At 70.8% G+C, this 25,063-nt stretch carries 30 protein-coding genes; 11 read left to right on the top strand and 19 right to left on the bottom strand.

What is annotated here, in order from left to right:
• Nucleotides 1–60: 60 nt before the first annotated feature.
• Nucleotides 61–1,455 (bottom strand): NAD(P)H-quinone dehydrogenase, encoded by a 1,395-nt coding sequence (locus ACIBH1_RS02385; protein WP_397311747.1) that lies wholly within the window; start codon nucleotides 1,453–1,455, stop codon nucleotides 61–63.
• Nucleotides 1,456–1,511: 56 nt separating this feature from the next.
• On the opposite strand from ACIBH1_RS02385, the gene ACIBH1_RS02380 reads away from it, so the two are divergent.
• The 5 genes from ACIBH1_RS02380 (at nucleotide 1,512) to ACIBH1_RS02360 (ending at nucleotide 6,567) form a co-directional block, all read left to right on the top strand.
• Complete coding sequence (locus ACIBH1_RS02380) at nucleotides 1,512–1,958, top strand: gamma-glutamylcyclotransferase (RefSeq protein WP_397311746.1); 447 nt, start codon at nucleotides 1,512–1,514, stop codon at nucleotides 1,956–1,958.
• A gap of 125 nt (nucleotides 1,959–2,083) precedes the next feature.
• Entirely contained in the window at nucleotides 2,084–2,890 is an 807-nt protein-coding gene (locus ACIBH1_RS02375; protein ID WP_397311745.1) for an alpha/beta hydrolase, read from the top strand.
• Complete coding sequence (locus ACIBH1_RS02370) at nucleotides 2,877–4,181, top strand: M20/M25/M40 family metallo-hydrolase (RefSeq protein WP_397311744.1); 1,305 nt, start codon at nucleotides 2,877–2,879, stop codon at nucleotides 4,179–4,181. Before ACIBH1_RS02375 ends, ACIBH1_RS02370 begins: the two co-directional genes overlap by 14 nt.
• Before the next feature lie 2 nt (nucleotides 4,182–4,183).
• Nucleotides 4,184–4,987, top strand: a complete 804-nt coding sequence (locus ACIBH1_RS02365; RefSeq protein ID WP_397311743.1) for a purine-nucleoside phosphorylase — start codon at nucleotides 4,184–4,186, stop codon at nucleotides 4,985–4,987.
• Nucleotides 4,984–6,567: a phospho-sugar mutase gene (locus tag ACIBH1_RS02360; protein WP_397311742.1), complete on the top strand. Its 1,584-nt coding sequence runs from the start codon at nucleotides 4,984–4,986 to the stop codon at nucleotides 6,565–6,567. Before ACIBH1_RS02365 ends, ACIBH1_RS02360 begins: the two co-directional genes overlap by 4 nt.
• Nucleotides 6,568–6,642: 75 nt before the next feature.
• On the opposite strand, the gene ACIBH1_RS02355 is transcribed toward ACIBH1_RS02360, so the two are convergent.
• The 5 genes from ACIBH1_RS02355 to ACIBH1_RS02335 all read right to left on the bottom strand — a co-directional run bounded on the left by ACIBH1_RS02355 (nucleotide 6,643) and on the right by ACIBH1_RS02335 (nucleotide 11,177).
• The gene (locus tag ACIBH1_RS02355; protein ID WP_397311741.1) at nucleotides 6,643–7,848 is read right to left on the bottom strand and encodes a C39 family peptidase; all 1,206 of its coding nucleotides are present in this window, start codon (nucleotides 7,846–7,848) and stop codon (nucleotides 6,643–6,645) included.
• Nucleotides 7,849–7,918: 70 nt separating this feature from the next.
• Nucleotides 7,919–8,383, bottom strand: coding sequence for a GyrI-like domain-containing protein (locus tag ACIBH1_RS02350; RefSeq protein ID WP_397311740.1), 465 nt, complete (start codon nucleotides 8,381–8,383; stop codon nucleotides 7,919–7,921).
• Nucleotides 8,384–8,391: 8 nt separating this feature from the next.
• Nucleotides 8,392–9,285, bottom strand: coding sequence for an RNA polymerase subunit sigma-70 (locus ACIBH1_RS02345; protein ID WP_397311739.1), 894 nt, complete (start codon nucleotides 9,283–9,285; stop codon nucleotides 8,392–8,394).
• On the bottom strand, nucleotides 9,282–10,100 hold the full coding sequence (locus ACIBH1_RS02340) for a MerR family transcriptional regulator (protein ID WP_397311738.1): 819 nt from the start codon (nucleotides 10,098–10,100) through the stop codon (nucleotides 9,282–9,284). The genes ACIBH1_RS02345 and ACIBH1_RS02340 overlap by 4 nt, the downstream gene beginning before the upstream one ends.
• 21 nt (nucleotides 10,101–10,121) lie before the next feature.
• A complete protein-coding gene (locus ACIBH1_RS02335; protein WP_397311737.1) occupies nucleotides 10,122–11,177 on the bottom strand; it encodes an aspartyl protease family protein in 1,056 nt (351 codons plus the stop codon).
• A 29-nt stretch (nucleotides 11,178–11,206) separates the two neighbouring features.
• Between ACIBH1_RS02335 and ACIBH1_RS02330 the strand changes: the two genes are divergently transcribed.
• Entirely contained in the window at nucleotides 11,207–11,791 is a 585-nt protein-coding gene (locus tag ACIBH1_RS02330; RefSeq protein ID WP_397311736.1) for a TetR/AcrR family transcriptional regulator, read from the top strand.
• On the opposite strand, the gene ACIBH1_RS02325 is transcribed toward ACIBH1_RS02330, so the two are convergent.
• The 9 genes from ACIBH1_RS02325 to ACIBH1_RS02285 all read right to left on the bottom strand — a co-directional run bounded on the left by ACIBH1_RS02325 (nucleotide 11,785) and on the right by ACIBH1_RS02285 (nucleotide 19,632).
• Entirely contained in the window at nucleotides 11,785–12,519 is a 735-nt protein-coding gene (locus ACIBH1_RS02325) for a heme ABC transporter ATP-binding protein (RefSeq protein ID WP_397311735.1), read from the bottom strand. The two genes, ACIBH1_RS02330 and ACIBH1_RS02325, sit on opposite strands and share 7 nt — an antisense overlap.
• The gene (locus ACIBH1_RS02320; protein WP_397311734.1) at nucleotides 12,510–13,604 is read right to left on the bottom strand and encodes a FecCD family ABC transporter permease; all 1,095 of its coding nucleotides are present in this window, start codon (nucleotides 13,602–13,604) and stop codon (nucleotides 12,510–12,512) included. Before ACIBH1_RS02320 ends, ACIBH1_RS02325 begins: the two co-directional genes overlap by 10 nt.
• Complete coding sequence (locus ACIBH1_RS02315) at nucleotides 13,601–14,575, bottom strand: hemin ABC transporter substrate-binding protein (protein WP_397311733.1); 975 nt, start codon at nucleotides 14,573–14,575, stop codon at nucleotides 13,601–13,603. Before ACIBH1_RS02315 ends, ACIBH1_RS02320 begins: the two co-directional genes overlap by 4 nt.
• Nucleotides 14,572–15,201, bottom strand: coding sequence for a DUF3386 family protein (locus tag ACIBH1_RS02310; protein WP_397311732.1), 630 nt, complete (start codon nucleotides 15,199–15,201; stop codon nucleotides 14,572–14,574). The genes ACIBH1_RS02315 and ACIBH1_RS02310 overlap by 4 nt, the downstream gene beginning before the upstream one ends.
• Before the next feature lie 131 nt (nucleotides 15,202–15,332).
• The gene (locus tag ACIBH1_RS02305) at nucleotides 15,333–15,941 is read right to left on the bottom strand and encodes a PH domain-containing protein (RefSeq protein ID WP_397311731.1); all 609 of its coding nucleotides are present in this window, start codon (nucleotides 15,939–15,941) and stop codon (nucleotides 15,333–15,335) included.
• Complete coding sequence (locus ACIBH1_RS02300) at nucleotides 15,938–17,008, bottom strand: adenosine deaminase (RefSeq protein WP_397311730.1); 1,071 nt, start codon at nucleotides 17,006–17,008, stop codon at nucleotides 15,938–15,940. Before ACIBH1_RS02300 ends, ACIBH1_RS02305 begins: the two co-directional genes overlap by 4 nt.
• 16 nt (nucleotides 17,009–17,024) lie before the next feature.
• Entirely contained in the window at nucleotides 17,025–17,378 is a 354-nt protein-coding gene (locus tag ACIBH1_RS02295; protein WP_397311729.1) for a cupin domain-containing protein, read from the bottom strand.
• Between the two features lie 60 nt (nucleotides 17,379–17,438).
• Nucleotides 17,439–18,056, bottom strand: a complete 618-nt coding sequence (locus tag ACIBH1_RS02290) for a hypothetical protein (RefSeq protein WP_397311728.1) — start codon at nucleotides 18,054–18,056, stop codon at nucleotides 17,439–17,441.
• Nucleotides 18,057–18,219: 163 nt separating this feature from the next.
• On the bottom strand, nucleotides 18,220–19,632 hold the full coding sequence (locus tag ACIBH1_RS02285; protein WP_397311727.1) for an MFS transporter: 1,413 nt from the start codon (nucleotides 19,630–19,632) through the stop codon (nucleotides 18,220–18,222).
• Between the two features lie 86 nt (nucleotides 19,633–19,718).
• Between ACIBH1_RS02285 and ACIBH1_RS02280 the strand changes: the two genes are divergently transcribed.
• The 5 genes from ACIBH1_RS02280 to ACIBH1_RS02260 all read left to right on the top strand — a co-directional run bounded on the left by ACIBH1_RS02280 (nucleotide 19,719) and on the right by ACIBH1_RS02260 (nucleotide 22,321).
• Complete coding sequence (locus ACIBH1_RS02280; RefSeq protein ID WP_397311726.1) at nucleotides 19,719–20,084, top strand: MarR family winged helix-turn-helix transcriptional regulator; 366 nt, start codon at nucleotides 19,719–19,721, stop codon at nucleotides 20,082–20,084.
• Between the two features lie 70 nt (nucleotides 20,085–20,154).
• Nucleotides 20,155–20,766 (top strand): molybdopterin-dependent oxidoreductase, encoded by a 612-nt coding sequence (locus tag ACIBH1_RS02275; protein ID WP_397311725.1) that lies wholly within the window; start codon nucleotides 20,155–20,157, stop codon nucleotides 20,764–20,766.
• Complete coding sequence (locus ACIBH1_RS02270; protein ID WP_397311724.1) at nucleotides 20,736–21,449, top strand: ferredoxin reductase; 714 nt, start codon at nucleotides 20,736–20,738, stop codon at nucleotides 21,447–21,449. Before ACIBH1_RS02275 ends, ACIBH1_RS02270 begins: the two co-directional genes overlap by 31 nt.
• A gap of 13 nt (nucleotides 21,450–21,462) precedes the next feature.
• The gene (locus tag ACIBH1_RS02265; RefSeq protein WP_397311723.1) at nucleotides 21,463–21,714 is read left to right on the top strand and encodes a DUF6510 family protein; all 252 of its coding nucleotides are present in this window, start codon (nucleotides 21,463–21,465) and stop codon (nucleotides 21,712–21,714) included.
• 10 nt (nucleotides 21,715–21,724) lie between these two features.
• Nucleotides 21,725–22,321, top strand: a complete 597-nt coding sequence (locus ACIBH1_RS02260; protein WP_397311722.1) for a sulfite oxidase-like oxidoreductase — start codon at nucleotides 21,725–21,727, stop codon at nucleotides 22,319–22,321.
• Here the strand turns inward: ACIBH1_RS02260 and ACIBH1_RS02255 are convergent.
• The 4 genes from ACIBH1_RS02255 to ACIBH1_RS02240 all read right to left on the bottom strand — a co-directional run bounded on the left by ACIBH1_RS02255 (nucleotide 22,306) and on the right by ACIBH1_RS02240 (nucleotide 25,047).
• Nucleotides 22,306–23,118, bottom strand: coding sequence for a family 1 encapsulin nanocompartment shell protein (locus ACIBH1_RS02255; protein WP_397311721.1), 813 nt, complete (start codon nucleotides 23,116–23,118; stop codon nucleotides 22,306–22,308). The genes ACIBH1_RS02260 and ACIBH1_RS02255 overlap by 16 nt on opposite strands.
• Nucleotides 23,115–24,101 (bottom strand): Dyp-type peroxidase, encoded by a 987-nt coding sequence (locus tag ACIBH1_RS02250; RefSeq protein WP_397311720.1) that lies wholly within the window; start codon nucleotides 24,099–24,101, stop codon nucleotides 23,115–23,117. The genes ACIBH1_RS02255 and ACIBH1_RS02250 overlap by 4 nt, the downstream gene beginning before the upstream one ends.
• Nucleotides 24,102–24,182: 81 nt before the next feature.
• Nucleotides 24,183–24,335: a CDGSH iron-sulfur domain-containing protein gene (locus tag ACIBH1_RS02245; protein WP_397312181.1), complete on the bottom strand. Its 153-nt coding sequence runs from the start codon at nucleotides 24,333–24,335 to the stop codon at nucleotides 24,183–24,185.
• A 34-nt stretch (nucleotides 24,336–24,369) separates the two neighbouring features.
• Nucleotides 24,370–25,047 (bottom strand): HemK2/MTQ2 family protein methyltransferase, encoded by a 678-nt coding sequence (locus tag ACIBH1_RS02240; protein ID WP_397311719.1) that lies wholly within the window; start codon nucleotides 25,045–25,047, stop codon nucleotides 24,370–24,372.
• Between the last annotated feature and the right edge of the window lie 16 nt (nucleotides 25,048–25,063).

Here is a 25,063-nt window from a genome sequence, read left to right as displayed (position 1 = left end):
CGTGGTTTCGAACGAATTTCGCTGCAACCGATTTCTGCGGCGCGGGCCCCCGGTCCGGGCTCAGATCCCGATGGCCGCCATCGGCTGCATGAGCCGCCGCGCCGCCTCGGTGATGGAGCCCGACAACGACGGGTAGACGGCGAAGGTGTGCGCGAGCTGGTCGACCGTCAGGCGCTGCTGCACCGCGACGGACACGGCCAGGATCAGCTCCGAGGCGCGCGGCGCGACGACCACGCCGCCGAGCACGATGCCGGTGTGCGGGCGGCAGAAGAGCTTGACGAACCCGTCGTGGAAGCCCTGCATCTTGGCCCTGGCGTTGGTGGCCAGCGGCAGCTTGACCACGTTGGCCTCGATCTCGCCGGCCTCGATCTGCTTCTGCGACACGCCGACGGAGGCGATCTCCGGATCGGTGAAGATGTTGCTCGCCACCGTGGCCAGGCGCAGCGGCTGCACGGCCTCGCCGAGAGCGTGCCAGACGGCGATGCGGCCCTGCATGGCGGCCACCGAGGCGAGCATGAGCACCCCGGTGCAGTCGCCCGCGGCGTAGACGCCGGGGGCGGAGGTGCGCGAGACCTTGTCGACCTTGACGAAGCCGCCCTGGTCGAGCTGGACGCCCGCCTCCTCCAGGCCCAGGCCGGAGGTGTTGGGCACCATGCCGACGGTCATCAGGGCGTGGGAGCCCTCGGCGGTCCTGCCGTCCTCGAGGGTGACGACCACGCCGTCGGAGGTGCGGCGCACCGACGAGGCGCGGGAGCGGCCCATGACGTTCATGCCGCGCCGCCGGTAGACCTCTTCGAGCACCTCGGCGCCGTCGGCGTCCTCGTTGGGCATCATGCGGTCGCGCGAGGAGACCAGGGTGACCTCGGAGCCGAGCGAGCGGTAGGCGCCGGCGAACTCCGCGCCGGTGACGCCCGAGCCGATCACGATCAGGTGCTCCGGGAGCTCCTTGAGGTCGTAGAGCTGGCGCCAGGTGAGGATGCGCTCGCCGTCGGGCTCGGAGCCCTTGAGCACGCGCGGGGTGGCGCCGGTCGCGACCAGGACCACGTCGGCCCGGATGGTGCGGTCGCCCGCGCGGACGACCTGCGGGTCGACCAGGCGGCCCGCGGCCTTGATGACCTCGACGCCCTCGGCGGCCAGGCGCGTGCCGATGTCGACCGACTGGGCCTGGGCCAGCTCCTTCACACGCTGGTTGACCAGCGGCACGTCGATCTCGGCGGTGCCGGCGTCGCCGTCGGCGCCACCGCTGTAATGCACGCCCAGAGAAGGGGCGTCGAGCAGGGCCTGCTTACGCACGGAGGTGGCGATGAGGGTCTTGGACGGCACGCAGTCGGTGAGCACGCAGGCGCCACCTGGCCCGTCCTGTTCGACCATGGTGACCTGCGCACCTAGCTGCGCGGCCACCAATGCCGCCTCGTATCCGCCAGGTCCGCCACCGATGATCACGATCCTCGTCACGTATCCCATTCTCCCGCATCCGCCAAGCAGGAGGTGAAGCGGTACCCTAGGTGGCTATGCCGGTCTACGCCGCTTACGGCTCCAACATGGATCCCAAGCAGATGGCCATCCGGGCTCCGCACTCCCCGATCAGGGGCACTGGCTGGGTCAGCGGATGGCGTTTGACGTTCGGCGGGGAGGATCTCGGCTGGGAGGGCGCGCTCGCCACCATCGTCGAGGAGCCGAATCAGCAGGTCTTCGTCGTGCTCTACGACGTGCCCGAATGGGACGAGTCCGAGCTGGACCAGTGGGAGGGCGCCAGCCGGGGGCTGTATCACAAGATCCGGCTGCGGGTTCACACCCTGGAGGGCGACGTCCTGGCGTGGTTCTACGTGCTCGACGCCTACGAGGGCGGGCTGCCGAGCGCCCGATACCTGGGCATCCTGGCCGACGCGGCGGAGCTGGCGGGAGCGCCCGACGACTACGTCAAGGAGCTGCGGGCCAGGTCCTGCAACAGCCTCTAGGGGGTAGGCGGGGAACGCCCGGGTAGCCGCTGGGTGGAAGGGCGCGACCTGGCCGAACGGGGGACCTGATCCGATGCCGGCCGGTCGGCGCCGTCGCACCCGCGGATCAGCCGAGGAGCCCGCTCATGCACAAGCCCCGCCACCGCACCGTCGAGGTGAACGGACTCGAGATCTTCTACCGGGAGGCGGGCTCGCCGGACCTGCCCTGCGTGCTGCTGCTGCACGGCTTCCCGAGTTCCTCGCACACCTTCCGCCACGTGATGGCGCCGCTGGCCGAGGTGAGCCGGGTGGTCGCGCCCGACCTGCCGGGCTTCGGCTTCTCGGCCGCGCCGCGCGTCGACGAGTACGACTACACCTTCGCCCACCTGGCCGACACGATGGAGGCGTTCCTCGACCGGATCGGCGTCGGGGAGTTCTTCGTCTACCTGCACGACTTCGGCGCCCCGGTGGGCTATCACCTGGCCACCCGTCACCCGGATCGGATCCTCGGGCTCATCGTGCAGAACGGCAACGCCCACGAGGACGGTCTGGGCAGCCAGTGGGACGTCGTCAGGGACTTCTGGGCCGACCCCTCCGAGGCCAACCGCGCCAAGCTGCCCGAGTGGCTGAACTTCGAGGGCACCCGCGAGCAGTATCTGGGCGGGCTGCCCGAGCGGGTGCGCGACCTGCACGCGCCGGAGTCGTGGCACCTCGACTGGGAGCGGATGTCGCGGCCCGGCAACCTCGACGTGCAGTTCCAGCTCTTCACCGACTACGCCGCCCATGTCGCCCGCTTCGGGGAGCTGGCCCGCTACCACCGCACCCACCGGCCGCCGTGCCTGGTGTTCTGGGGCCGCCATGACCGCGTTCATCACCGGTGTCACCAGGTCGATACCGTGAGAATGAACTCACTCGCGCTCATTTATGGAAAGAGCAGTCATGACGCACGCTGAACACGAAGTGGCCGACCTGTGCGTGGAGCTGATCCGTGCCGACACCAGCAACTACGGCGACGGCAGCGGCCCTGGCGAGCGTGAGGCCGCCGAGATCGTCATGGCCAGGCTGGCGGAGGTGGGCGTCGAGGCGCACTACAGCGAGAGCGCCGACCGCAGGGCCAACGTGGTCACCCGCATCGAGGGCACCGACCCGAGCCTGCCCGCACTGCTGGTCCACGGCCACCTGGACGTGGTGCCCGCCAACGCCGCCGACTGGACGGTCGATCCCTTCGCCGGCGAGGTCAGGGACGGCTACATCTGGGGCCGTGGCGCAGTGGACATGAAGGACATGGACGCCATGATGCTCGCGGTGCTGCGCCAGATGGTCACCGAGGGCCGCCGACCCAGGCGCGACCTGGTGTTCGCGTGGGTGGCCGACGAGGAGGCGGGCGGAGAGTACGGCGCCAAGTACCTCACCAAGGCGCATCCCGAGCTGTTCGAGGGCGTCACCGAGGCCATCAGCGAGGTGGGCGGCTACTCCCTGGAAGTCGATCCCGGGCTGCGGCTCTACCTGATCGAGACCGCCCAGAAGGGGCTGGCCTGGATGCGGCTGATCGCCGACGGCCGCGCCGGTCACGGCTCCATGCTCAACTCCGACAACGCGGTGACCGAGCTCGCCAAGGCCGTGGCGCGCATCGGCTCGCACGAGTGGCCGCTGACCTACACCCCGACCGTCCGCACCTTCCTCACCGAGATCGCCGACGCCTTCGGCCTGCCGTTCGACGAGTCCGACCCGTCGAACCTGCTCGACAAGATCGGCCCGCTGGTGCGCTTCGTCGGGGCGACGCTGCAGCACACCACCAACCCGACCCAGCTCAGCTCCGGCTACAAGGCCAACGTCATCCCCGGGCGCGCCGAGGCCGTGATCGACGGGCGCTTCCTGCCGGGGCACGAGGAGGAGTTCTTCAAGACCGTCGACTCCCTGCTGGGCGACAAGGTGCGCCGCGAGTCCATCCACCACGACATCGCGCTGGAGACCACGTTCGACGGCGCCCTGGTCGAGGCGATGATCGCCGCGCTCAAGGCGGAGGACCCGACCGCCCGCGCCGTGCCGTACTGCATGTCGGGCGGCACGGACAACAAGACCTTCTTCGCCGACCTCGACGTGAGGGGCTTCGGCTTCGTGCCGCTGCGCCTGCCCAAGGACATGGACTTCGCCGCCATGTTCCACGGAGTCGATGAACGAGTGCCGGTCGAAGCATTGCGGTTCGGTGTGAGGGTGCTGGACAGGCTGCTCCTAAACTACTGAAAGTGAGCACCAATCCGTACACCCTTGCCCAAGACGCCGCGGCAGCGCTGAAGGCCGCCACCGGGCTCGACTCCTTCGACGTCGCCCTGGTGATGGGTTCGGGCTGGGTCCCGGCGGCGCAGGCCATCGGCCAGGCCGTCGCCGAGATCCCCTTCACCGACCTGCCCGGCTTCTCGGCTCCGGCCGTCGCCGGCCACGGTGGCAAGATCCGCGTCGTTCGCACCGACACGGGCCGCCATGCGCTGATCTTCCTGGGCCGCACGCACCTGTACGAAGGCCGCGGCGTGGACCCGGTCGTGCACGGCGTGCGGACGGCGGCCGCCGCGGGGGTGGGCACGCTGGTGCTGACCAACGCCGCGGGCGGCCTGCGCCCGGAGACGCAGAAGGTCGGCGACCCGGTGCTGATCAGCGATCACATCAACCTGACCGGCGCGGTCCCGATCAGCGGCACCACCTTCATCGACCTCACCGAGGTCTACTCCAAGCGGCTGCGCGCCCTCGTGCGCGAGATCGACCCGACCCTGGCCGAGGGCGTCTACGTGGCCTTCCGGGGCCCCACCTACGAGACGCCCGCCGAGATCCGCATGCTGCGCACGCTGGGCGGCGACATGATCGGCATGTCGACGGTGCTGGAGGCCATCGCCGCCCGCGAGGCCGGGCTGGAGGTGCTGGGCGTCTCGCTGGTCACCAACCCCGGCGCGGGCCTGGTCGGCGAGCCGCTCAACCACGAGGAGGTCCTCGAGGTCGGCAAGGCGACCGCGGCGCGCATGGGCGTGCTGCTGGCCAAGGTGGTCGATCGCCTGTGACTCCCGAGGAATGGCTGGCCCAGGATCCCGACCCGGAGACGCGGGCCGAGCTCGAGGCCATCATGGACGACCCCGGACAGCTGGCCGAGCGGTTCGGCGCCAAGCTGGAGTTCGGTACGGCGGGCCTGCGCGGCGAGCTCGGCGCCGGCCCCAACCGCATGAACCGCGTGACGGTGATGCGCGCGGCGGCGGGCCTGGCCGCGGTGCTCGGCCCCGGCAAGCACGTCGTCATCGGCTTCGACGCCCGCCACAAGTCCGACGTGTTCGCGCGCGACACCGCGGCGGTGCTGACGGGCGCCGGGCTGAAAGCGTCGATCATGGCCCGTCACCTGCCCACTCCCCTGCTGGCCTTCGCCGTCAAGGAACTGGGCGCCGACGCGGGCGTGATGGTCACCGCCAGCCACAACCCGCCGCGCGACAACGGCTACAAGGTCTACTGGGGCGACGGCTCGCAGATCGTGCCGCCGGTCGACGGCGAGATCTCCGCGGCGATCGACGCCGTGGGCCGGGTCGACGAGCTGCCGCTGGGCGACTCGTGGCAGACGCTCGGCGAGCCGATCGTCGACGCCTACCTGAAGGCGGTCACGGCGCTGCCGCTGGGCGAGGCCCGCGAGCTGCGCATCGCCTCCACCGCCCTGCACGGGGTCGGCGCCGAGCTGCTGGAGCGCGCGTTCCTGACGGCCGGGTTCGACGCCCCGGTGCCGGTCGAGGCGCAGCGTGAGCCCGATCCCGAGTTCCCGACGGTCTCCTTCCCCAACCCGGAGGAGCCGGGCGCGATGGACCTGGCCTTCGAGCTGGCCAGGAAGATCGACGCCGACGTGGTGCTGGCCAACGACCCCGACGCCGACCGGTGCGCGGTGGGCGTGCCCCTGCCGGGCGGCGGCTTCCGCATGCTCACCGGCGACGAGGTGGGGGGCCTGCTCGGGGAGTACGTGCTCACCAACACCTCGGGCGACGTGCTGGTGGCCACCACGATCGTCTCCTCGACGCTGCTCGGCAAGATCGCGGCGGAGTACGGCGTGCGCTACACCGAGACACTCACCGGCTTCAAGTGGATCATGCGGGCGGGCGAGGGCCTGGTCTTCGGCTACGAGGAGGCGCTGGGCTACAGCGTCGGCTCCGACGCCGGGCTGCCGGTGCACGACAAGGACGGCATCAGCGCCGCGCTCACGGTCGCCGCCATCGCCGCGCAGGCCAAGCGGTCGGGGCGCACCCTGCTCGACCTGCTCGACGACCAGGCGCGCCGCTACGGGCTGCACCTGACGTCGCAGTTGTCGGTGCGCGTCGACGACCTGTCGCTGATCGCCGGCGCCATGGCCAGGCTGCGCGCCGCCCCGCCCACCTCGCTGGGCGGGCGCGCGGTCGAGTCGGCCGAGGACCTGAGCGAGGGCTCGGCGCAGCTGCCGCCCACCGACGGGCTGCGCTACCGGCTGGCCGGCGACGGCCGGATCGTGGTCCGGCCGTCGGGCACCGAGCCCAAGCTCAAGTGCTACCTGGAGGTCGTCGGCGACTCGCGCGAGCAGGCCGCCGCCGACCTGGAGGCGATCAAGCGCGACCTGAGCGCCGCGCTGGGGCTCTAGCGGCCCCTGGCGGCGACCCGCTGGACAATGCCGGGATCGGGGTGACCGGCCCGGTGGCGGACCCGGGCCTGAACCTCACCAGTTGGCCGGCACGCCAGGCACGCCCGCGGGCAGCGGGTGGCCGGGCGGCCGGATGATGTAGACGATGCCGCCGCTGCTGGAACTGCGCTGCCAGACGTTCTCGAAGTCGGCGCGGGGATAGACGCGGCGCGCGTCGTCGTTCGTGGGCGAGTTGGCCGGGTCGTTGACGATCACGTCGCCGGTGGCGGTGAACCCGATGACCACGAAGATGTGGCCGTTGGTGCCGTAGCCGGCGCCGGGCAGCTCGCTCTTCTTGAACGACTGCGAGGTGATCACGGGGATGCCCGCCTTGACGAACTTCTCCAGCTCGGTCAGCGACCGCAGCCGCGTGACGAAGCCGTCGAGCCCGTAGCGGCCCGCGTAGGCGGTGTTGAACGGCCAGTTCCCCGCACCCTGGTAGGCGTGGTCGTAGACGTACCTGGCGGCGTAGTCGACCTCGGGGCTGGGGTCGGCCGGGTCCACCCAGGCCGTGTCGGCCGCGCTGGGCCACCTGTCCCAGAAGCCGAGCACCATCGTGGTGGACGTCGGGCTGCACCAGGCCTGGCCGCCGCCGTCCCACTCGGGGTAGTGGCCCTGGTGGATGCTCTGCGAGCGGCGCGGCACGTTCAGCTCGACACCCCAGGCCTCGCCGCCCGGACTTACCGGCACGGTCTTGCGCTCGGGCACCGCCGAGGCCATCGCGCCCAGGGTGCGGACCGTGGGCCCGCCGGTGGCGCCCGGCTTGCGGTAGAGCGTCACCCGCAGCTGGTAGGAGTCGATCGGCTTGCCCGCGGCGGCCACGAACGTGTCGACGGAGACCGTGCCGTCGACGTCGCCCTGCCCCGGCACCGAGGTCCGCTGGATGTCGGACTCCCCGTAGGCCCAGCGGCCCATGACGTACCACTTGGTGTCGGGCGCGGTGCCTCGCATCTCGATCTGGATCCAGGTGCCGGCCGGGGTGTCGGCGGTCCAGGAGGCGATCAGCTCGGTGGCTCCGAAACCGATCTGCCTGTCCTGGCCCGTCCACTGGGAGTACTCCCAGGTGGCTCCGCCGTACTCGATGGTGCCCGCCGGTTGTCCGAAGCTCAGCCCGGCGCCCAGATCGGCGCGCTGGTAGACGACCTCGGACTGGGCTGGTGGTGGTTTCTTCTCCGCTACGGCGGCGCCCGCGGGGAACGCGGCCAGGATCGCGGTCGATAACAGCACAACTAGCTTGCGCATTCGGCTCACCTCGCCCGGAATCTACGGGCGCGATCCCGGCGGGCGCATCGGATGAGTTACGTATACCGAGCTAGTCTTTCAGCTTGAACAGCAGCTCGGTGTCCCACTCGTTCCAGTCGGGCTGCTCGGCCGGGTTGGTGTGGAAGACCTCCAGCCTGGCCCCCCAGCGGTCGTCGCGCACGTCCCAGTCCAGGTCACGGGCGAGCAGCTCGGCGGTGACCTCCTTCAGCCCGTCGGGGTGACCGTGGTGCATGACGGAGGCGTAGCGGCCGGCGGGCAGCTCGCCCGGCTTGATGTCGCCCTCGCCCTCCGTCGTGGCCGCCACCGGGAAGCCCACCTCGAGCTGGATGTCGCCGTCCATGTCGATGACGTAGTAGCGGAAGAACGGCGCGCCCACGATCTGCAGGCCGCGGGCGGGCAGCCAGCCGGCCAGCTCGGGGATGCGGTCGGCGATCTTGGCGAAGCTGGTCATGGTGACCGTGCCCTTGATGCCCATGTACGGCTGCGCGGGACGGTCGATGATTGTCGGTTCCATACTCCTTACTACGACGCCTGGCTCCGGAACTCATCGAAGAGCGGGAAAATTCTTTCCGCGTCGAGATAAGTCGCGCTCCCGACCACCAGCCCGCCCCGCGTCTCCAGCATGAGCAGCGCGAACGGCGTGCCGTCGGGGAGGTACTGCGCGAAGACCCTGCCCCCGTTGGCCATCGCGGGCACGAACCGGTTGTCGTGGCAGGGCGTGTTCGCGACGCGCAGCACGGCCTCCAGGTCGTCGCGTCCGCGCAGCCACCAGGTGAACGGCGGCATGGTCATCGTGGCGTCGGCGTGGAGCAGCTTCACCAGCGTGTCGACGTCGTTGCGCATGAACGCGTCGAGGTAGCGCTCCACCAGGTCCTCGTCGACCGGCTCCGCCTCCGGGGTGGCGGGCAGGGCGGCGCGGGCCCGCTGCAGGGCGCTGTTGGCCGCGGCGACGCTGGTGCCGATCAGCTCGGCGGTCTCGGCCGCGGAGAAGGCGAGCACGTCGCGCAGGATGAGGGCGGCGCGCTGGCGGGCGGGCAGGTGCTGCAGCGCCGCGACGAACGCCAGCCGTACCGACTCGCGGGAGACGGCCAGCTCGGCCGGGTCGAGGCGGTCGTCGGGGATCGGCAGCACCCACGCGCTCTCGGGCAGCGGCGGGCCGAGCGGCGTGCCCGGCCGGGCCGGCGCCACCAGGTCGATGGCGCGGGCCCGGCGCTGGGCGCCGCGCAGCATGTCAAGGCAGACGGTCGTGGCGATCCTGAACAACCACGCCTTCAGCGGCCCCCGCGACTCGTCGAAGGTGCGCCAGGCTCTGACCAGGGTCTCCTGCACGGCGTCCTCGGCCTCGAAGGGCGAGCCGAGCATGCGGTAGCAGTAGCCGGTCAGGGCCTGGCGGTGGTGTTCGAGAGCGTCGGTCATACCTTGGCGATCTCCATCTGCAGCTCCGTCACCCACCCGGCCTGGCCCGTGTCGGGCGGGCAGTGCAGGTAGACCTCGCGCGACAGGCCGAGCGAGCGGTAGCCGTTGTCCTCGATCCAGTGTGCCATCGCCTGGATCGAGGCGTCGGCGGTGTCGAGCGGACCGTGGTGCACGAGCGTGGCCGCCTCGGCGAGCTCGGGCAGATCGACCATGGTCAGGCCGGGCACGCTCGCGACGGTGACGGGGAAGGCCGCGTGCACCTCGACCGTCCCGTCGCCGAGCGGGAGGTAGTAGGCGATGGAGGGCCCGGCGAAGGGCGATCCCGCGGCCTCCATCCGCTCCATGAGCCGGTCGTACAGCGGCTGGATCACCGGACCGATGTCTGCCGGCTCGTAGCTGGCGGCCACCGCGCTGAGCTCGGCGACGCGGACGGCGGGGACCTGTTTGACGACGATCTCGGCGGTTCGCATGGCGCCCTCTTTCTCGATCATCCGGAGCCTCGACTCCACCCCGCGCAGCCGCGCCAGATCGGCGTCGATCTGGGCCTCCAGCTGGGCCCTGCGCAGCCGTACCATGCCGTGCAGTTCCTCGGCGCTCAGCTTCTCGTCGAGGATCCTGGTGACCTGGTCGAGGGTGAAGCCGAGATCCTTGAGCGCGACGATGCGGTTGAGCCTGGCCAGCTGGGCGGCCTGGTAGGACCGGTAGCCGGTGTACGGGTCGACGTGGGCGGGTGGCAGCAGGCCGATGGCGTCGTAGTGGCGCAACATGCGCACTGACACGAGGCCGAGCCTGGCGAAGTCTCCGATGCTGAACATGACTCCTCCAGGTCTAGGGCCTCACACGGTGTCAGGGTCCAGTATCTCCAGCCGCATCGAGGTGAAGTCGAACGTCACCCGGTAGGGGCGGAAGAACTGGTGCGAGATGGCCCCGCCGAGCGGGAGCCGCACCTCGGGGAAGAAGTCGCGCGCCCCGGGGAAGGTGTAGCCGGTGAGGTCGCGCCCCCTGACGTGGCCGAGGGTGAGCTCGTCGATGTCGAAGGGGACGGCCTGGATGGCGCCGCCGCCGTCGCGGCCCTCCTCCGGTTCCTTGAGTGTCACTCCGTCGAGCCGGTCCTTCGGTGCGACGAAGGCCAGGCCGCCGCCTCCGGTGTCGACGAAGAACCAGCGCGGCTCGCTGCCGTTGATCGTGCCTTCCGCCAGGACGTAGTGGGTGCCGTCGAGCAGGAACGGAATCCCGCGTGTCGTGATATTTCGCGACCTGGGGCGCAGGATCAGCGCGCCTCCCGGATAGTCGATCGTCGCCAGGCGCCGTTGCAGGATCGCCGATCCCACCGCTCCCCTCACCTGGAAGCCGCCGATGTCGGTGCCGGTGAAGTCGAGCATGCGCACCGGCACGTGGCGGATCTCCAGTTCGCCCAGGGCGACGGCCTCCAGCCTGCCCTGGCCCTCGTCGGCCTCCTGACCGCCGGGGTAGGTGCGCCTGACGCTTCCGGCCCGCTGCACGCCGAGCTCGTCGGCCAGCGCGTGGTCGAGGTAGATCTCGTGCCCGCCGGTGTCGAGGAACATCGGCACCGTGACGCGGTCGTCGAGCCGCACCATGAGCACCGGCAGCGGATCGGTGACCTCGAAGGGCACCCGCGTCTCCCGATCGTCGTCCATCAGGTACGGCACGCGGCCGTCGAACAGCTCCATCTTCCTGGCCATCAGCGCGTCGACATGCCGGTAGTGGACGGCTGCGGCGGCGAAGTCGTCACGCCGGTAGGCCACCTCGGCCAGGTCGCGCCGGGCCCGCCCGTTGCCCGGGTCGTGGCGCAGTTCGGCTTCCAGCAGTTCGGCGGCCTCGCCGAGGCGGTTGGCGAGCAGGGCCTGTTCACCCTCGTTTAAATACTGCATGGTATTTGGATACTTGCTAGTATTTGAGTGTGTCAAGACTCACCCGGAAGGAGCAGCAGGCGGCCAACCGCCTCAAGCTGCTCGAAGCGGCCGAGACCGTCTTCGCCGAACGCGGCATCCAGGGCGCCTCGCTCGACGAGGTCGCGCTCGCGGCCGGCCTCACCAAGGGCGCCGTCTACTCCAACTTCTCCGGCAAGGAGGAGCTGGTCCTGGCGGTGATGCGCCACCGCATGGGCGAGGAGGCGCAGGAGCAGGCCGCGCGCGAGCTGCGGCCCGGCAGGGACGCGGGCGAGCTGGTCGAGGAGTTCGGCGCGTTCTGGGCCGAGAGCGCGAGCGGCAAGGAACGTTATGCCCGGCTGGTGCTGGAGTTCATGGTCCACGCCACCCGCGACCCAGCCACCCGCGAGCAACTGCGCGACCTGCTGTTCCCCGAGCCCCCCGCCTCGCGCCATCCGCTGGCCCCGCCGGGCAGCGCCCTGGCGCGGCTGCCGCCCGGCCAGGCCGACGCCATCCTCAAGGCGCTGGAGGCGGGCATGTCGCTGATGACCATGCTCGATCCGGAGCGCTGCCCGCCCGAGCTGTTCGGGGTGGCGCTCAAGCTGCTGAGTCAGTGACGGACCGGCAGCACCAGGCCGTCACGCACCTCGATCGGACAGGCGTAGACCTCGCTCAGCAGGCCGGCGTCGAGCACGTCGGCGGGTGCTCCGTCGGCGGCCACGCGGCCCTCGCGCATCACCACGACCCGGTCGGCGTAGGCGGCGGCCAGGTTCAGGTCGTGCAGCACCACGACGACCGTGTCGCCCAGCCGGGCGCGCTCCCGCACCAGGCCCATGACCTGCTCCTGGTGGCGCAGGTCCAGCGGGGCGGTCGGCTCGTCGAGCAGCAGCACGGGCGCGCCCTGCGCCAGGACCCTGGCCAGCGAGACGCGTGCCTGCTCGCCGCCCGACAAGGTGGGGAAGGCCCGGTGCGCCAGGTGGGCGACCTCCGTCGCGTCCATCACCTCGCGCTGGGTGCGCTCGTCGTACGGCCTGCCGTACTGCCCCATCTCCACCACCTGGGCGACCGTGAACGGGAAGGCCAGCGTGACCTTCTGCGGCAGCACGGCCCGGCGCCTGGCCAGCGCCGCCGGGCGCAGCCGGTGCAGGGGCGCGCCGCCGATCGTGACGCGGCCCCGGTCGGGCCGCACGTCGCCGGCGAGCATCGCGAGCAGCGACGACTTGCCCGCGCCGTTGGGTCCGACGATCGCGACCAGCTCGCCCTCGCCCGCCGCGACCGAGACGTCGTCGAGCAGCGTGGCCTGGCCGGCCCGCCAGGTGATCCCCACCGCGTCGATCATGCCCATCCGCCCTGCTCCCTTCTCGTACGGCGCAGCAGCCAGAGGAAGAACGGCCCGCCCAACAGCGCGGTGAGCACCCCGATCGGCAGCTCGGCGGGGATCACCACCATCCGCGCGGCCAGGTCGGCCAGCAGCATCACGCTGCCGCCCGCCAGCGCCGAGGCGGGGATGAGGATCCGGTGCGATGGCCCGGCGACCAGGCGGATCAGGTGCGGCACGACCAGGCCGACGAAGCCGATGATGCCCGCGGCGGCCACGCCCGCGCCGGTCAGCAGCGCGGCCAGGCCGATCACGACGATCCGCACCCGCTCGGTGTCGACGCCCAGATGCCTGGCGCTGCGCTCGCCCAGCGCCAGCAGGTCGAGCGCCTTGGAGAAGAACGGCATCGCGACCAGTCCGACCAGGGCGAACGGCGCCATCGCGGCCACCACGGTCCAGCTGGCGCCGCCGACGCTGCCCAGACTCCAGAAAGTGATCGAGCGCAGTTCGTTGTCGTCGGCGACGAAGGTGAAGATGCCGACCACCGCCCCGGCCACCGCGTTCACGGCGACGCCGGTCAGGACCAGCGTCACGACCTCTGTGCGGCCGCCGTTCCTGGCCAGCGCGTAGACGGCGACGGTGGCCACGAAGCCGCCCACGAAGGCGGCCACCGTGATGGACCAGCCGCCCAGGGCGCTGAAGCCGAGCACGATCGCGCCGACCGCGCCCACCGCGGCGCCGGAGGAGACGCCGATCACGCCCGGCTCGGCCAGCGGGTTGCCGAACACGCCCTGCATGCCCGCGCCCGCCACCGCGAGGGCGGCGCCGATCATCAGGGCCAGGACGACCCGGGGGAAGCGGATCGCCCAGAGCACCTCGAAGTGTTCGGTCCTGGTGCCGGTGAGGGCTCTGAGCACCTCGTCGAAGGGCACCTGGACCGCGCCGATCCCCGCCGACACGACGCACAGCGTGGCGAGCAGCACCGCGAGGGCGGGGATCAGCAGCCGGGAGGCGGCGGGCGACCGCGCGACGCCCGCCGCCCCGGCAGCGGCACGGTGGTCCGTCCGTGCCGCCGTCTCGTCAGGCCGGGCGCCCCGGACCTGCTGGGTCATTTCGCCTGGAAGGCGGCGACGAGCTTGTCGAGCGCGGGTCCGGTGCGCAGGCTCATGCCGAGCAGTTCGAGCCCGTCCATCGAGACGATGCGCTTGTCCTTGCCCGCTGGGGTCTGGGCGACGCCCGGAAGCTTGAGCAGGCCCTCGATCCCGCCCACCGACTCCAGCCCGTCCTCCATGACGAGGATGATGTCGGGAGCGCCGGTGACCATGGCCTCGGCGGTGATCGGCTTGTAGCCCTGGATGCCCGCCTCGGAGCCGGCGTCGATGCCGCCCGCGGCGGTGATCATGGCGTCGGCCTTGGCGCCCTTGCCGCCGATCATGTAGGTCTTCTGCTGGCCGCGCAGGTACAGGAAGGCGACCTTGGGCTTGGTCGTGACCGCGGCGCCCTTGGTCTTGGCGGCGGCGATCTCGGCGGCCACCTTGGCGGCCAGTTCCTTGCCCTTGGCCGGCTCGCCGACGGCCGCGGCGACCGTCTCGATCTTGGCGGGCACCGAGTCGACGGAGTCGGCGGCGGTGGGCACCTGCACCAGCGGCACGCCTGCGTTCTTGATCTGCTCCAGCACCTCGGGCGGACCGGCGTCGGTGGTGCCGACCAGCACGGTCGGCTTGAGCGCGAGGACCCCCTCGGCGGCCAGGGTGCGGGCGTAGCCGACCTGGGGCTTGCCCTGCGCCTCCGGCAGGCCCATGGCCGACAGGTCGACGCCGACGACCTTGTCCTTCAGGCCGAGCGCGAAGACGATCTCGGCGATCTCGCCGTTGAGCGGGATGATCCGGCCGGCGTCCTTGACCTCGACGTCCGTGCCGTCGGCCGACTTGATGGTGACCGGCAGAGCGGCGGCGGGGGCCTGGGACCCGGCGGGCTGGGCGGCGGGCTGGGTGGCGGACTGCGTGGCGGGCTGGGCCGCGGGGGTCGTGCCGCAGGCGGCCAGGGCTCCGGCCAGGGCGAGGAGGGCGACGACGCGCTTCACCTGGCCACCTCCTTGACGATGAGTTCGATCAGACGGGTGTGCACGCCGGTGGCGCTCTGGCTGATGACCGAGCGGCTGCGCGGGAACATCAGCCCGCCCGCCTCGGCGTAGGTGTCCTCGATGAGCTCGACCTGGACGATCTGGCCGTCGAGGGAGCTGCGCGTACTGGCCAGCACGGCCGGCAGGTGACGGCCGTCGGGGGCGCTCTCGCGGCGCAGGTGGAAGACCCGGTTGACGGTGTCGGCCATGGTCCTGGTCACCTCGGTGATCCAGTCGCCGCGCACCCGGAACAGGCTGGAGAAGCGGTCGTCGGCCTTGAGGAGCACGCCCATGGGGTGCTCACGCTCCTCGGGGACGACGGTGAGCTCCTTGGCGAACGGGGTCTCCTGGCGGTGGGTGACGATCCGGGTGAGCTGCCGGGTGGTCCAGTGCACCTGCTCGGTCGCGGCCCCCTCCAGGGAGACCGAGACCTTCGGCGGCTTGCCCGGCCGCAGCTCAACGGACAGATGACCGTTGTGAGCCTGACCGTCCTCGGTGAGGACGAGCTCGGCCTCGAATCCGGCCAGGTCCAGCGGCCAGCGGTAGGTCGCGGCGTGGGCCTGCTCGACCAGCCGTGCGTCTGACATGAAGAATCCTTGCATACTTAGGTAAGGCATGCCTTAGTTAGGCAAGCCATACCTAATCACGGCACCAAGAGATGCGCAAGACACGAAAAAGCGCCCCCATCACCGATGGAGGCGCTGCGTTTCGCGAGAGGTCAGGCGAGCGCGGCGATCACGATCATGACCACGGCCAGCGCGATCACCGCGACGGCGTCGGGAGCCACGGCGTTGCGGACCTGGCCCGGCTCTTCCTTGCGGAGCCTGGCCGTCTCGACCTTCTGGGTGATCTGCTCGCCCACCCAGTCGGCATGCGTCTTGCCCGCCAGGGCGTCGTGCGCGGCCTGCTCGCCCTTCGACAACACGGGCTCGGTGCGCACCTTGCCGCGCTCGACGCGCGGCATCGCCCGCCGCTGCGCCTTGGCCCGCTCCCTGGCCGAGGCCATCGGGGTCCACAGGCGGATCAGCTTGCCCTGGCCGTACTCGATGGAGACCGAGTGGCCGACGCTCACCTCGCCCAGCGCCGACCAGGGCGCCTCGACGTTGCGCAGCGGGTTGCGCGCCTTGAGCCCTTCGTCGGTGATGATCGTGGCCGGGCGCAGGCTCGTGAGGTACACGACCGCGGTCAGCACGGCCAGCACCGCCCCCGCCACCAGGGTCCACTTGCCGTTGAAGCGCACGGTCAGGTCGTAGACGTTGAACGCCACGAACGCCAGCCAGATCCAGCCGAAAACGAAGGCGGTCGTCGAGCGGTAGGTCTGTTTCATGCGCGCCACTTCAACTGAGCGAAGCCGGGCTTGATGAGGCCGTTGATGAGCGCCAGGCGGTCATCGAAGGGGATGAACGACGACTTCATGGCGTTCACCGTGAACCACTGCAGATCATCCCAGTCGTAGTCGAAGGCCTCGACCAGCTTGGCGAACTCCTGCGAGAGGGAGGTGCCGCTCATCAGCCGGTTGTCGGTGTTGACCGTGACCCTGAAGTGCAGGCGGCGCAGCAGGCCGATCGGGTGCTCGGCGATCGAGGCGGCCGCACCGGTCTGCAGGTTGGAGGTCGGGCACATCTCCAGCGGGATGCGCTTGTCGCGCACGTAGGCCGCCAGGCGCCCGAGCTTGGTGCCGTCGCCGGAGATGTCGTCGATGATGCGCACCCCGTGGCCCAGCCGGTCGGCGCCGCACCACTGGATGGCCTGCCAGATCGACGGCAGGCCGAACGCCTCGCCCGCGTGGATCGTGAAGTGCGCGTTCTCGCGCTGGAGGTATTCGAAGGCGTCGAGGTGGCGGGTGGGCGGGAAGCCCGCCTCCGCGCCGGCGATGTCGAAGCCCACGACGCCGACGTCGCGGTAACGCACCGCGAGCTCGGCGATCTCCATGGAGCGCGCCTTGTGGCGCATCGCCGTCAGCAGCGTGCCGACGCGGATGTTGCTCCCCTCCGAGCCCAGCCTGAAGCCCTCCAGGACGGCCTCGACCACCTCGTCGAGCGAGAGTCCCGCGTTGGTGTGCTGCTCGGGCGCGTAGCGCACCTCGGCGTAGACCACGCCGTCGGCGGCCAGGTCCTGCGCGCACTCGGCGGCCACGCGCACCAGCGACTCCCTGGTCTGCATGACCCCGACGGTGTGGTCGAAGGTCTCCAGATACCGTTCGAGCGAGCCGGAGTCCGCCGCCTCCTCGAACCACTGGCGCAGGTTGTCGGCATCGGTGGTCGGCAGCGCCGAGTAGCCGGTCTCCCGGGCCAGATCGACGATCGTCTCGGCCCGGAGGCCGCCGTCGAGATGGTCGTGGAGCAGCACCTTGGGTGCGCGGCGGATCTCCTCGAGAGTGGGTCGCTGGCTCATCTCGTCATCTTAATGGTCACTCATCCCTGTTCACGGTATCCGGGGAGAAGGCGGGCAGGCAGACCGCGATGTACTCCGCCCCCTCGTCGCCGGTGGAGTAACGCACCTTCTCCCCCGCCGGGGTGACGATCGACTGGCCGGCCTTCACCGTCGAGGTGCCGCCCGCGTGCTCGACGATCACCGCGCCCTTGAGCACCACCGTGTACTCCGTGAACAGCGGCGTCTGGGCGGGCTCCTCCCAGCCGGCGGGCGCCACCATGTGCGCGATCGAGATGGCCTCGTCGCCGCTGTTGATACGCCCGATGTGCTCCGCGATGACCTTGCCGCCCGGAACGGGGATCCGGGTGGCACCCTCCAGAATTCTCACCATCGGCCCAGTTTGTCACGCGGTGCCGGGGCGCTCGCGAGGTGGCCGACCTGGACGGGCCCGTCAGCTCGCGATGTCGATCACCAGGCGCGCCGGGTCGTCATACGCCTTCACCTGGAACGGCGCCGTCCTGTCGAGCACGATCCCGACGCCGGCGTGCGCCTCGAAGTCGCCGGTGCGCACCACGTTGCGCACGTTGCCCAGGTCGGCCTGGTAGATCGGGCCGCCCTTCCAGGTGGGCTTGCCGTCGTCGTCGTGGGCGTTTGCGGGGGTCAGCCTGACGTGCAGGTAGACGCCCTGCACGTCGATCTTCTCGCCCGACCCGTCCTCGGTGAGCTCGTCCTGCCACTCGACGGCGTATCCGGGCACCTCGCCCTTGAAGTCGATCACGATGCGGTCGAAGCCGGGATGGGCCGCGTGCCGTACGCCTGTCACGATGGCGGGCTCGCCGTCGCGGTCGACCTGGACCGGCTTGGTGTTGGTGATCGTCGGAGCGGGACTCGCCGACGTCGGAGCGGCGGTGGGCGTCTGGCCGGTGGGCTCCTGGCTCGCGGGATCCTGGCTCGTCGGCGCCTGGGTGCCGGGTGACACGCCGGCCGAGGTCTCGCCCGGTCCCGTGCTGCCGCATCCGGCGAGCAGGAGGAGGCCGATCAGGGCTGATGTGGCGTGTGAGGGACGCATGTCCTCTAGATTCCCAGCACGGCTACCGCGCATGCCCGCGCTATCACGGACGGGCATGGCACGGCGAGGGGCATGACACTGCGAGGGCAGGGCACGGCGAGAGGCATGACACGGCGACGGGCCCCGCCGGAGTTCGGTGGGGCCCGTCGGTGGTGCGGACAGGTCAGACGGTCTCGAAGACCTTGGCCTCGTCGGCCACCGGGACCGCCTTGCGGGCCCTGAGCCCGGTCAGCGAGATCGCCAGGCCGACGACGCCGAGGACGAGCGAGACCCAGATGGCCGAGCGCAGCGCCTCGATGGTCAGCCCCGAGGTGGACTGCGAGGTGAGCACCGCGGTCCCGACGGCGAGCACGATCGCGCCGCCGACCTGGCCGGAGGTGTTGAGCAGGCCGGAGGCCAGGCCCTGCTCCTCGTCCTTCACCCCGGCCACGGCCTGGATGTTGAGCGAGGGGAACGACAGCGCGAAGGCGATGCCCAGCAGGATCATGCCCGGCAGGACCAGCAGCCCGATGCTCGGGTCGGTGTCGATGTTCAGGAAGAAGACGTAGCCGCCGACCAGGGCCGCCGAGCCGACGGCGATGAGCTTGCCGGTGCCGAAGCGGTCGGCGAAGTCGCCCATCTTGGTCGAGGTGAGGGCCACCAGCAGGCCGGCGGGCAGGAACGCCAGGGCCGTCTGGAGGGCCGACCAGTGCAGCAGGTTCTGGAAGTACTGCATCATCACGAACTGGAAGCCGACGTAGGAGCCGAACAGGATCACCAGGCCGAGGTTGGCCCGCACGAGCGGCGCGGAGCGCAGGATGCCCAGGCGCACCAGCGGGTGCTTGAGCCGCTGCTCCAGCACGACGAAGGCGGTCAGCAGGGCGGCGGCCACGACGAGCGAGCCGATGGTGCGCAGCGAGACCCAGCCGGCCTCGGGAGCCTGCACGACGGTGAAGACCAGCAGCAGCATCGAGGCGGTGATCAGGATGGCGCCGAAGATGTCGTGGCCGCCCTCGGCCTTCTCCTCGGTGGCCTTCGGCAGCGTCTTGATCGCGGCGAAGAGCGCGATGATCGCGACCGGCACCGGCATCAGGAACGTCCACCTCCAGCCGAGCGAGGTCAGGAAGCCCGACAACACCAGGCCGAGCGAGAAGCCGCTGGCCCCGGCGGCGGTGAAGATGCTCAGCGCCTTGTTCCTGATCGGGCCTTCAGGGAAGGTCGTCGTGATGATCGACAAGGCGGCCGGGGCGGTGAACGCGGCGCTCACGCCCTTCACGAACCGGGCGGCGATCAGCAGGGCGCCGTCGTCGACGATGCCGCCGAGCAAGGACGCGACCGCGAAGACGCCCAGCGCCACCAAGAAGACCCTGCGTCTGCCGAGCAGGTCGGCGGTCCGGCCCCCGAGTAGCAACAGACCGCCGTAGCCCAGCACATAGCCACTCACCACCCACTGCAGGGAGGAGGTGCTCAAACCCAGGTCGGCCTGGATGGCGGGGAGCGCCACGCCGACCATCGACACATCAAGCGCGTCAAGGAAGATCACCGTGGAGAGCACGGTCAGTGCGCCCCAGGCGAATTTTGAGGAAGAGGAGGTCATGCGGGATACATTACATGCACCTGCATCTAATGCAACAGCATTTAATTCCGTTGCATACGATTTAACGGCGTGGTAACCTCCGGCTCATGAACGAGGTTGAGGCCTGGCGCGAGGTACTCGCCAAGCACGCCAAGACCATGTGCGCGCTGGAGCGCGAGCTGGGCACCAAGCACGACCTGGGCCCCAGCGAGTTCGAGGTGCTCGACCGCATGGTCAATCTCGACCGCACCGCCCGGGTCCAGGAGCTGTGCGACGAGGTCCACCTCAGCCAGAGCGCCCTGTCGCGCGTCGTGGCGAGGCTCGAGAAGGCCGGACTGGTCAGCCGCGGCGTCTGCCCGAACGACCGGCGCGGCGTCTCGGTGTGCATCACCGACATCGGCCGCGCCAAGCACGCCGAGGCCCTGCCCACCCACCGCGCCGTGCTCCACGAGATCTTCGCCCCCGTGCACTGAGCGGGCGATCTTCCCAAAGCGTGCCATCCCTTGAGATGCGCCCGATGAGCACGCGGGGATGCCCCTGCTCATGGGAACCGTCTCGCGCGGGTTCAGCGGCACGCACTTCCGCAGACCCGGCCCCGAACTCGCGGACCGGGTGCCTCCGGGGCAGTACCTGGCCGCGGGGTTTCCCGTCCTGACCGCGGGCGCCACCCAGCACATCACCACCGACCGGTGGAGCTTCACCATCCGCGGCGGCCGGGCCGAGCCCAGATGGACCTGGGACGACCTGCTCGCGCTGCCCGCCGAACGGTTCACCGTCGACATCCACTGCGTCACCCGCTGGACCAAGCTCGACACCACGTGGACGGGCGTGCCGCTCGACACGCTGCTCGCCGAGGCCGATCACGACGCGGCCTTCAGCCTCGCCGTCAGCTACGGCGGCTACGCCACGAACCTGCCCGTCGCCGAGATCACCGGTGGCAAGGCCTGGCTCGTCTACCGCTACGACGACGAGCCGATCATGCCGGAGCACGGCGGGCCCGTCCGCATGCTCGTCCCCGGCCACTACCTGTGGAAGAGCGCCAAGTGGATCCGCGAGCTGTGGCTCATGGACGAGGACAGGCCCGGTTTCTGGGAGCAGTCCGGCTATCACAACTTCGGGGACCCATGGCGGCAACAGCGCTACTTCAACGACTGACGTGGCTGCCCGCCGTCATCGCCGACGCGCGGACCGAGACGCCACAGGCCCGCACGCTGGTGCTCGACGTGCCCGGCTGGCCGGGCCACCGCGCCGGCCAGCACGTCGACGTACGGCTGACCGCCGGCGACGGCTACCAGGCGGTGCGCAGCTACTCCCTGGCCTCGGCACCGGGCGAGGAGCCGGCCGTCACCGTGGCGCGGGTGCCCGACGGCGAGGTCTCCCCCTACCTCGTGGACGTGGCCAGGCCGGGCGACCAGGTGGAGATCCGCGGCCCCGTCGGAGGGTACTTCGTGTGGGAGCCCGCCGCGCCGTACCGGTCCGTGCTGCTGGTCGGCGGCGGCTCCGGCGTCGTGCCGCTGCGCTCCATCCTCCGCCACCACCGCCGCACCGCGGACCCGACGCCCATGCGGCTGGTCTACTCCGTGCGCGCGCCGGAACTCGTCATCTACCGCGAGGAGCTCCAAGCCGAGCACCTCGTCTACACCAGGACCACGCCGCCCGGCTGGCCCAGGCCCGCCGGCCACCTCGACCAGGCGCTCCTGCGCGAGGTGGCCTGGCCGCCCGCCGACTCTCCCCTCGCCTACGTCTGCGGCCCCACCGCCTTCGTCGAGCACCTCTCCGGGGCGCTGCTCGACCTCGGCTACCGCGCCGACGACATCCGCACAGAACGTTACGGCTGACCGGGAGGATCCCATGCACGTAGACGGCAACGCCGCCGCCGGCCTGCTCACGCAGGTCTTCGCGCGGGACATGACGGGTGCGCACGGCACCTGCGGATCGTGCGGCCACAACGGCCCGCTGGCCGAGGCCGTCGTGTACGGCGAAGCGGCCGGCACCGTGTTTCGCTGCCCGACCTGCGACAACGTCCTGATGACGCTCGTGGAGGCGCCGGGAAGGATCCTGGCCCGCCTGGCCGGGCTGCGCTGGCTGGCCGTACCCGTCTAGGAGGAGCACGATGTCCGTCATCTCACAGGGCTTCCAGGGCCGCGGCAGGCGCGACGACCGGCTGCCGCCCGGACAGTACGAGACCCACGACTTCCCGGTGCTGTCGGCCGGGCCCACGCCGTACATCTCCGTCGACGAGTGGGAGTTCACCATCGACGCCGAGGACGGCGCCCGCCACACGTGGTCGTGGCAGGACCTGATGGCGCTGCCCAAGAGCACGCCGCACGTCGACATCCACTGCGTCACCCGATGGTCGAAGTTCGACACCGACTGGGCGGGCATCTCGCTCGACGTCCTGCTGGAGGACGTCGAGAGCGCCGCGGAGTACGCGCTGGTGACCAGCTACGGCGGCTACACCACCAACCTGCCGCTGGAGGACCTGATCGACGGCAAGGCGTGGATCGCCTACGCCTTCGACGGCCGGCCGCTGACCCCCGAGCACGGAGGTCCCGCCCGGCTGCTGGTCCCCCACCTGTACTTCTGGAAGTCGGCCAAGTGGGTGCGCGGCATCCGCCTGCTCGACCAGGACGAGCCGGGCTTCTGGGAGACCGCCGGGTACCACAACTACGGCGACCCGTGGCGCGAGCAGCGTTACTGGGGCGACTGACCGGGACGCAGCCAGACCGCGGCCTCGCCCGTCAGCGGCAGGAAGGTGAACGACTCCTGCAGGTAGAGCGTCACCTCGGACGCGGTGTGCCCCAGGTACCCGATCGACAGGTCCTGGCCCAGGTGCAGCTCGAAGTCGCCGCCGCGGGTGGTGAGCACGACCGCGCCGCTCAACGCCGGGGCCCAGACGATGTCGCCGTCGATCAGGCGGCGGATGTGGTCGAGCACCGGATAACCGTGGTCGCTGGTCTCGCTCACCCCCGTGTAGGCCTGCGCGCCCAGCAGCACGCTGTAGGGGCCGTCCACGCCCGCCATCCGCAGGCCGCTCAGCGCCTGGGAGATGCTGTCGGGATAGGCCCGCACGTCGCCGGGCAGGACGAGCGGCGAGTTGCTCGCGGTCGGGATGATCCCCGCGATGCCCGCCGCCGGATACCCGTCGAGCACCGCCCGGTCCTCCGCGACGGCCAGGTCGTGGGCGGCGTCCTTGGCCGGCTGCCAGTCGGAGTCGCCCGAGCCCCGCTCGACGTCGTCGACGGCCGCGCGGGCCAGCGTGAACGGGCGGCGCAGCTCGACCAGGCGCGACACCTCCCGCAGCCGGGCCACCACCCCGCCGGCGGGCCCCTCGACGGCCGTCAGGTGACCGGTGCCCACGGCCGACAACGACGGGCCCTCTGGACCCTTCACGTCGACGACCCGCCGCCCGGCCAGGTGGCGGCGGAAGGTGCGCAGGACTTCCTCTTCGATCTGCTCCCAGGCGCCTTCGGAGACCGGGGCCAGTTCGCGATGCAGGTTGTTCATGCTGACGGGACTCCCTTGAGACTGCCCACGTCCAGCGATCCGGCGTAGGCGGGTGGCGGCGGCTGGGCGAGCCGCTGCAGCCACTCGGTTGAAGGAACGAAGAAGAGCGACCCGGTGACGGCCGTGGAGAAGTCGAGGATGCGGTCGTAGTTGCCCGGCGGATCCCCCACGAACATGTTCGTCAGCATCAGCTCGATGACGTCCGGCGTGCGGCTGTAGCCGATGAAGTAGGTGCCGAACTCCCCGCGCGAGACGCTGCCGAAGGGCATGTTGTCGCGCAGGATCTTCAGCTCCTGCCCGTCGCGCTCGATCACGGTCAGGGCGTTGTGCGCGTTGGCGGGCTTGACGTCGTCGTCGAGCTCCACGTTCGACAGCTTGGTGCGGCCGATGACGCGCTCCTGCTCCTCGACCGTGAGCCTCTCCCAGGCGGCCAGGTCGTGCAGGTACTTCTGCACGATCACATAGCTGCCGCCGGCGAACTCCAGCTCCTCGGAGCCGATCAGCACCGACTCGGCGGCCAGCGCCCCCTCGGGGTTCTCCGTGCCGTCGACGAAACCCAGCAGGTCACGCGCGTCGAAGTAGCGGAACCCGTGCACCTCGTCCGCACTCGCCACCGCGTCGCCCAGCCTGGACATGACCAGGCTGACGAGCTCGAAGCACAGGTCCATCCGATCGGCGCGCACGTGCAGCAGCAGGTCGCCGGGAGTGGAGACGGCGTGGTGCATGCCGCGGATCTCGGCCATGGGATGCAGCCCCGACGGCTTCACCCCGACCCCGAGCGTGTCCCACAACCGCGAGCCGAAGCCGATCACGCACGACAGACGCGCGGCGGGCTCGCGGAACGACACCGTGCGCACCAGCCCGGGCAGGTCGTCGCACAGGTCGCGCACGGCGTCCTGGGTCCCGTCGTCGAGCACGACGACAACGAAGATCGCGGCACTGCTCAGCGGCGTCAGTACGGCCTGCGGTTCGGCGATGGTCATGCAAGGTCCTCTCCGTAGGAGAGCCTTGCCACCTCCGATCGCAACCAGCACCAACGACAGTGCCGGAATCGGCAAACAGATTCACTCGGCCGATCGTTCGCGGCGCCGATGGCTGGTGTCGCAGAAGGGGTAGGCCCGGCTGCGCCTGCACGTGCACAGCGCCACCAGGAACCGGTCGGACCTGGCCGTGGACCCGTCGTCGAGCACCACCTCGACCGGCCCCTCGACCAGCATGGGCCCGCCCTGGACGAGCCTCACCCTGGTCCCGTCAGGCGATCCGTCGTTCCGCCGCCGCTTCTCGCTGGGCACAGATCACCACCAGTTCCTCTTCCCGCTGGCCGGGCCGGATGAGGCCCTGCGCCTCCAGTTGGGCGACCCGTCCCCGCATGACGGGGCCGAAACGTTCCGGCCGCCGGGCCATGACGTGGGTGCGCAGCCCTGCCGCGCGCAGGCGGCGCAGCGACGCCTCCACGCCGCTCAGCGCCGAGTGCACCATCAGCAGCGAGCCTCCCGGCGCCAGGTGATGCGGCGCGGCGCCGCAGATGCGGTCCACGAGCCTGCGGCCGTCGAGCCCGGCGTCCCAGGCCCGCGCCCTGCTGTGCGCGCCGGGCGCCGCCGCCCGCCCCGCCACGTAGGGCGGGTTGGCCAGGATGACGTCGAACTGCTCCCCGGCGAGCGGGTCGAACAGGTCGCCGCGGAGCACGCGCACCCGTCTGCCTCGCACGACGGTGTTGAACCAGGCCGCGATGACGGCACGCAGGCTCAGGTCAACGGCGGTCACCCGCGCACCCGGGTGGCGGGCGGCGATGACCGACATCACCCCGGTCCCCGAGCAGATGTCCAGGATGCTGGCGCCGCGCGGCGGATCCAGCAGGCCGAGCGCATCGGTCAGCAGAGCGGTGTCGCCCTGCGGCCGGTAGACGCCCGGCGGCCTCAGCAAGAACATGACACTCAACTACCGC

This window comes from Nonomuraea sp. NPDC050663 (assembly GCF_044456985.1).
GTDB lineage: Bacteria > Actinomycetota > Actinomycetes > Streptosporangiales > Streptosporangiaceae > Nonomuraea.
This window is presented reverse-complemented; position numbering and strand designations above follow the sequence as displayed.

Excerpts from the sequence above, each read along its gene's own strand:
- ACIBH1_RS02275 (WP_397311725.1), top strand. The coding sequence starts at position 20,155 with ATGGGAACCGTCTCGCGCGGGTTCAGCGGCACGCACTTCCGCAGACCC.
- ACIBH1_RS02285 (WP_397311727.1), bottom strand. The coding sequence starts at position 19,632 with ATGACCTCCTCTTCCTCAAAATTCGCCTGGGGCGCACTGACCGTGCTC.
- ACIBH1_RS02320 (WP_397311734.1), bottom strand. The coding sequence starts at position 13,604 with ATGACCCAGCAGGTCCGGGGCGCCCGGCCTGACGAGACGGCGGCACGG.
- ACIBH1_RS02325 (WP_397311735.1), bottom strand. The coding sequence starts at position 12,519 with ATGGGCATGATCGACGCGGTGGGGATCACCTGGCGGGCCGGCCAGGCC.
- ACIBH1_RS02265 (WP_397311723.1), top strand. The coding sequence starts at position 21,463 with ATGCACGTAGACGGCAACGCCGCCGCCGGCCTGCTCACGCAGGTCTTC.
- ACIBH1_RS02300 (WP_397311730.1), bottom strand. The coding sequence starts at position 17,008 with ATGAGCCAGCGACCCACTCTCGAGGAGATCCGCCGCGCACCCAAGGTG.
- ACIBH1_RS02240 (WP_397311719.1), bottom strand. The coding sequence starts at position 25,047 with ATGTTCTTGCTGAGGCCGCCGGGCGTCTACCGGCCGCAGGGCGACACC.
- ACIBH1_RS02345 (WP_397311739.1), bottom strand. The coding sequence starts at position 9,285 with ATGACCGACGCTCTCGAACACCACCGCCAGGCCCTGACCGGCTACTGC.
- ACIBH1_RS02250 (WP_397311720.1), bottom strand. The coding sequence starts at position 24,101 with ATGACCATCGCCGAACCGCAGGCCGTACTGACGCCGCTGAGCAGTGCC.
- ACIBH1_RS02280 (WP_397311726.1), top strand. The coding sequence starts at position 19,719 with ATGAACGAGGTTGAGGCCTGGCGCGAGGTACTCGCCAAGCACGCCAAG.
- ACIBH1_RS02355 (WP_397311741.1), bottom strand. The coding sequence starts at position 7,848 with ATGCGCAAGCTAGTTGTGCTGTTATCGACCGCGATCCTGGCCGCGTTC.
- ACIBH1_RS02380 (WP_397311746.1), top strand. The coding sequence starts at position 1,512 with ATGCCGGTCTACGCCGCTTACGGCTCCAACATGGATCCCAAGCAGATG.
- ACIBH1_RS02270 (WP_397311724.1), top strand. The coding sequence starts at position 20,736 with ATGGCGGCAACAGCGCTACTTCAACGACTGACGTGGCTGCCCGCCGTC.
- ACIBH1_RS02295 (WP_397311729.1), bottom strand. The coding sequence starts at position 17,378 with ATGGTGAGAATTCTGGAGGGTGCCACCCGGATCCCCGTTCCGGGCGGC.
- ACIBH1_RS02305 (WP_397311731.1), bottom strand. The coding sequence starts at position 15,941 with ATGAAACAGACCTACCGCTCGACGACCGCCTTCGTTTTCGGCTGGATC.
- ACIBH1_RS02370 (WP_397311744.1), top strand. The coding sequence starts at position 2,877 with ATGACGCACGCTGAACACGAAGTGGCCGACCTGTGCGTGGAGCTGATC.
- ACIBH1_RS02245 (WP_397312181.1), bottom strand. The coding sequence starts at position 24,335 with ATGCTGGTCGAGGGGCCGGTCGAGGTGGTGCTCGACGACGGGTCCACG.
- ACIBH1_RS02255 (WP_397311721.1), bottom strand. The coding sequence starts at position 23,118 with ATGAACAACCTGCATCGCGAACTGGCCCCGGTCTCCGAAGGCGCCTGG.
- ACIBH1_RS02290 (WP_397311728.1), bottom strand. The coding sequence starts at position 18,056 with ATGCGTCCCTCACACGCCACATCAGCCCTGATCGGCCTCCTCCTGCTC.
- ACIBH1_RS02350 (WP_397311740.1), bottom strand. The coding sequence starts at position 8,383 with ATGGAACCGACAATCATCGACCGTCCCGCGCAGCCGTACATGGGCATC.
- ACIBH1_RS02375 (WP_397311745.1), top strand. The coding sequence starts at position 2,084 with ATGCACAAGCCCCGCCACCGCACCGTCGAGGTGAACGGACTCGAGATC.
- ACIBH1_RS02340 (WP_397311738.1), bottom strand. The coding sequence starts at position 10,100 with ATGTTCAGCATCGGAGACTTCGCCAGGCTCGGCCTCGTGTCAGTGCGC.
- ACIBH1_RS02260 (WP_397311722.1), top strand. The coding sequence starts at position 21,725 with ATGTCCGTCATCTCACAGGGCTTCCAGGGCCGCGGCAGGCGCGACGAC.
- ACIBH1_RS02335 (WP_397311737.1), bottom strand. The coding sequence starts at position 11,177 with ATGCAGTATTTAAACGAGGGTGAACAGGCCCTGCTCGCCAACCGCCTC.
- ACIBH1_RS02310 (WP_397311732.1), bottom strand. The coding sequence starts at position 15,201 with ATGTCAGACGCACGGCTGGTCGAGCAGGCCCACGCCGCGACCTACCGC.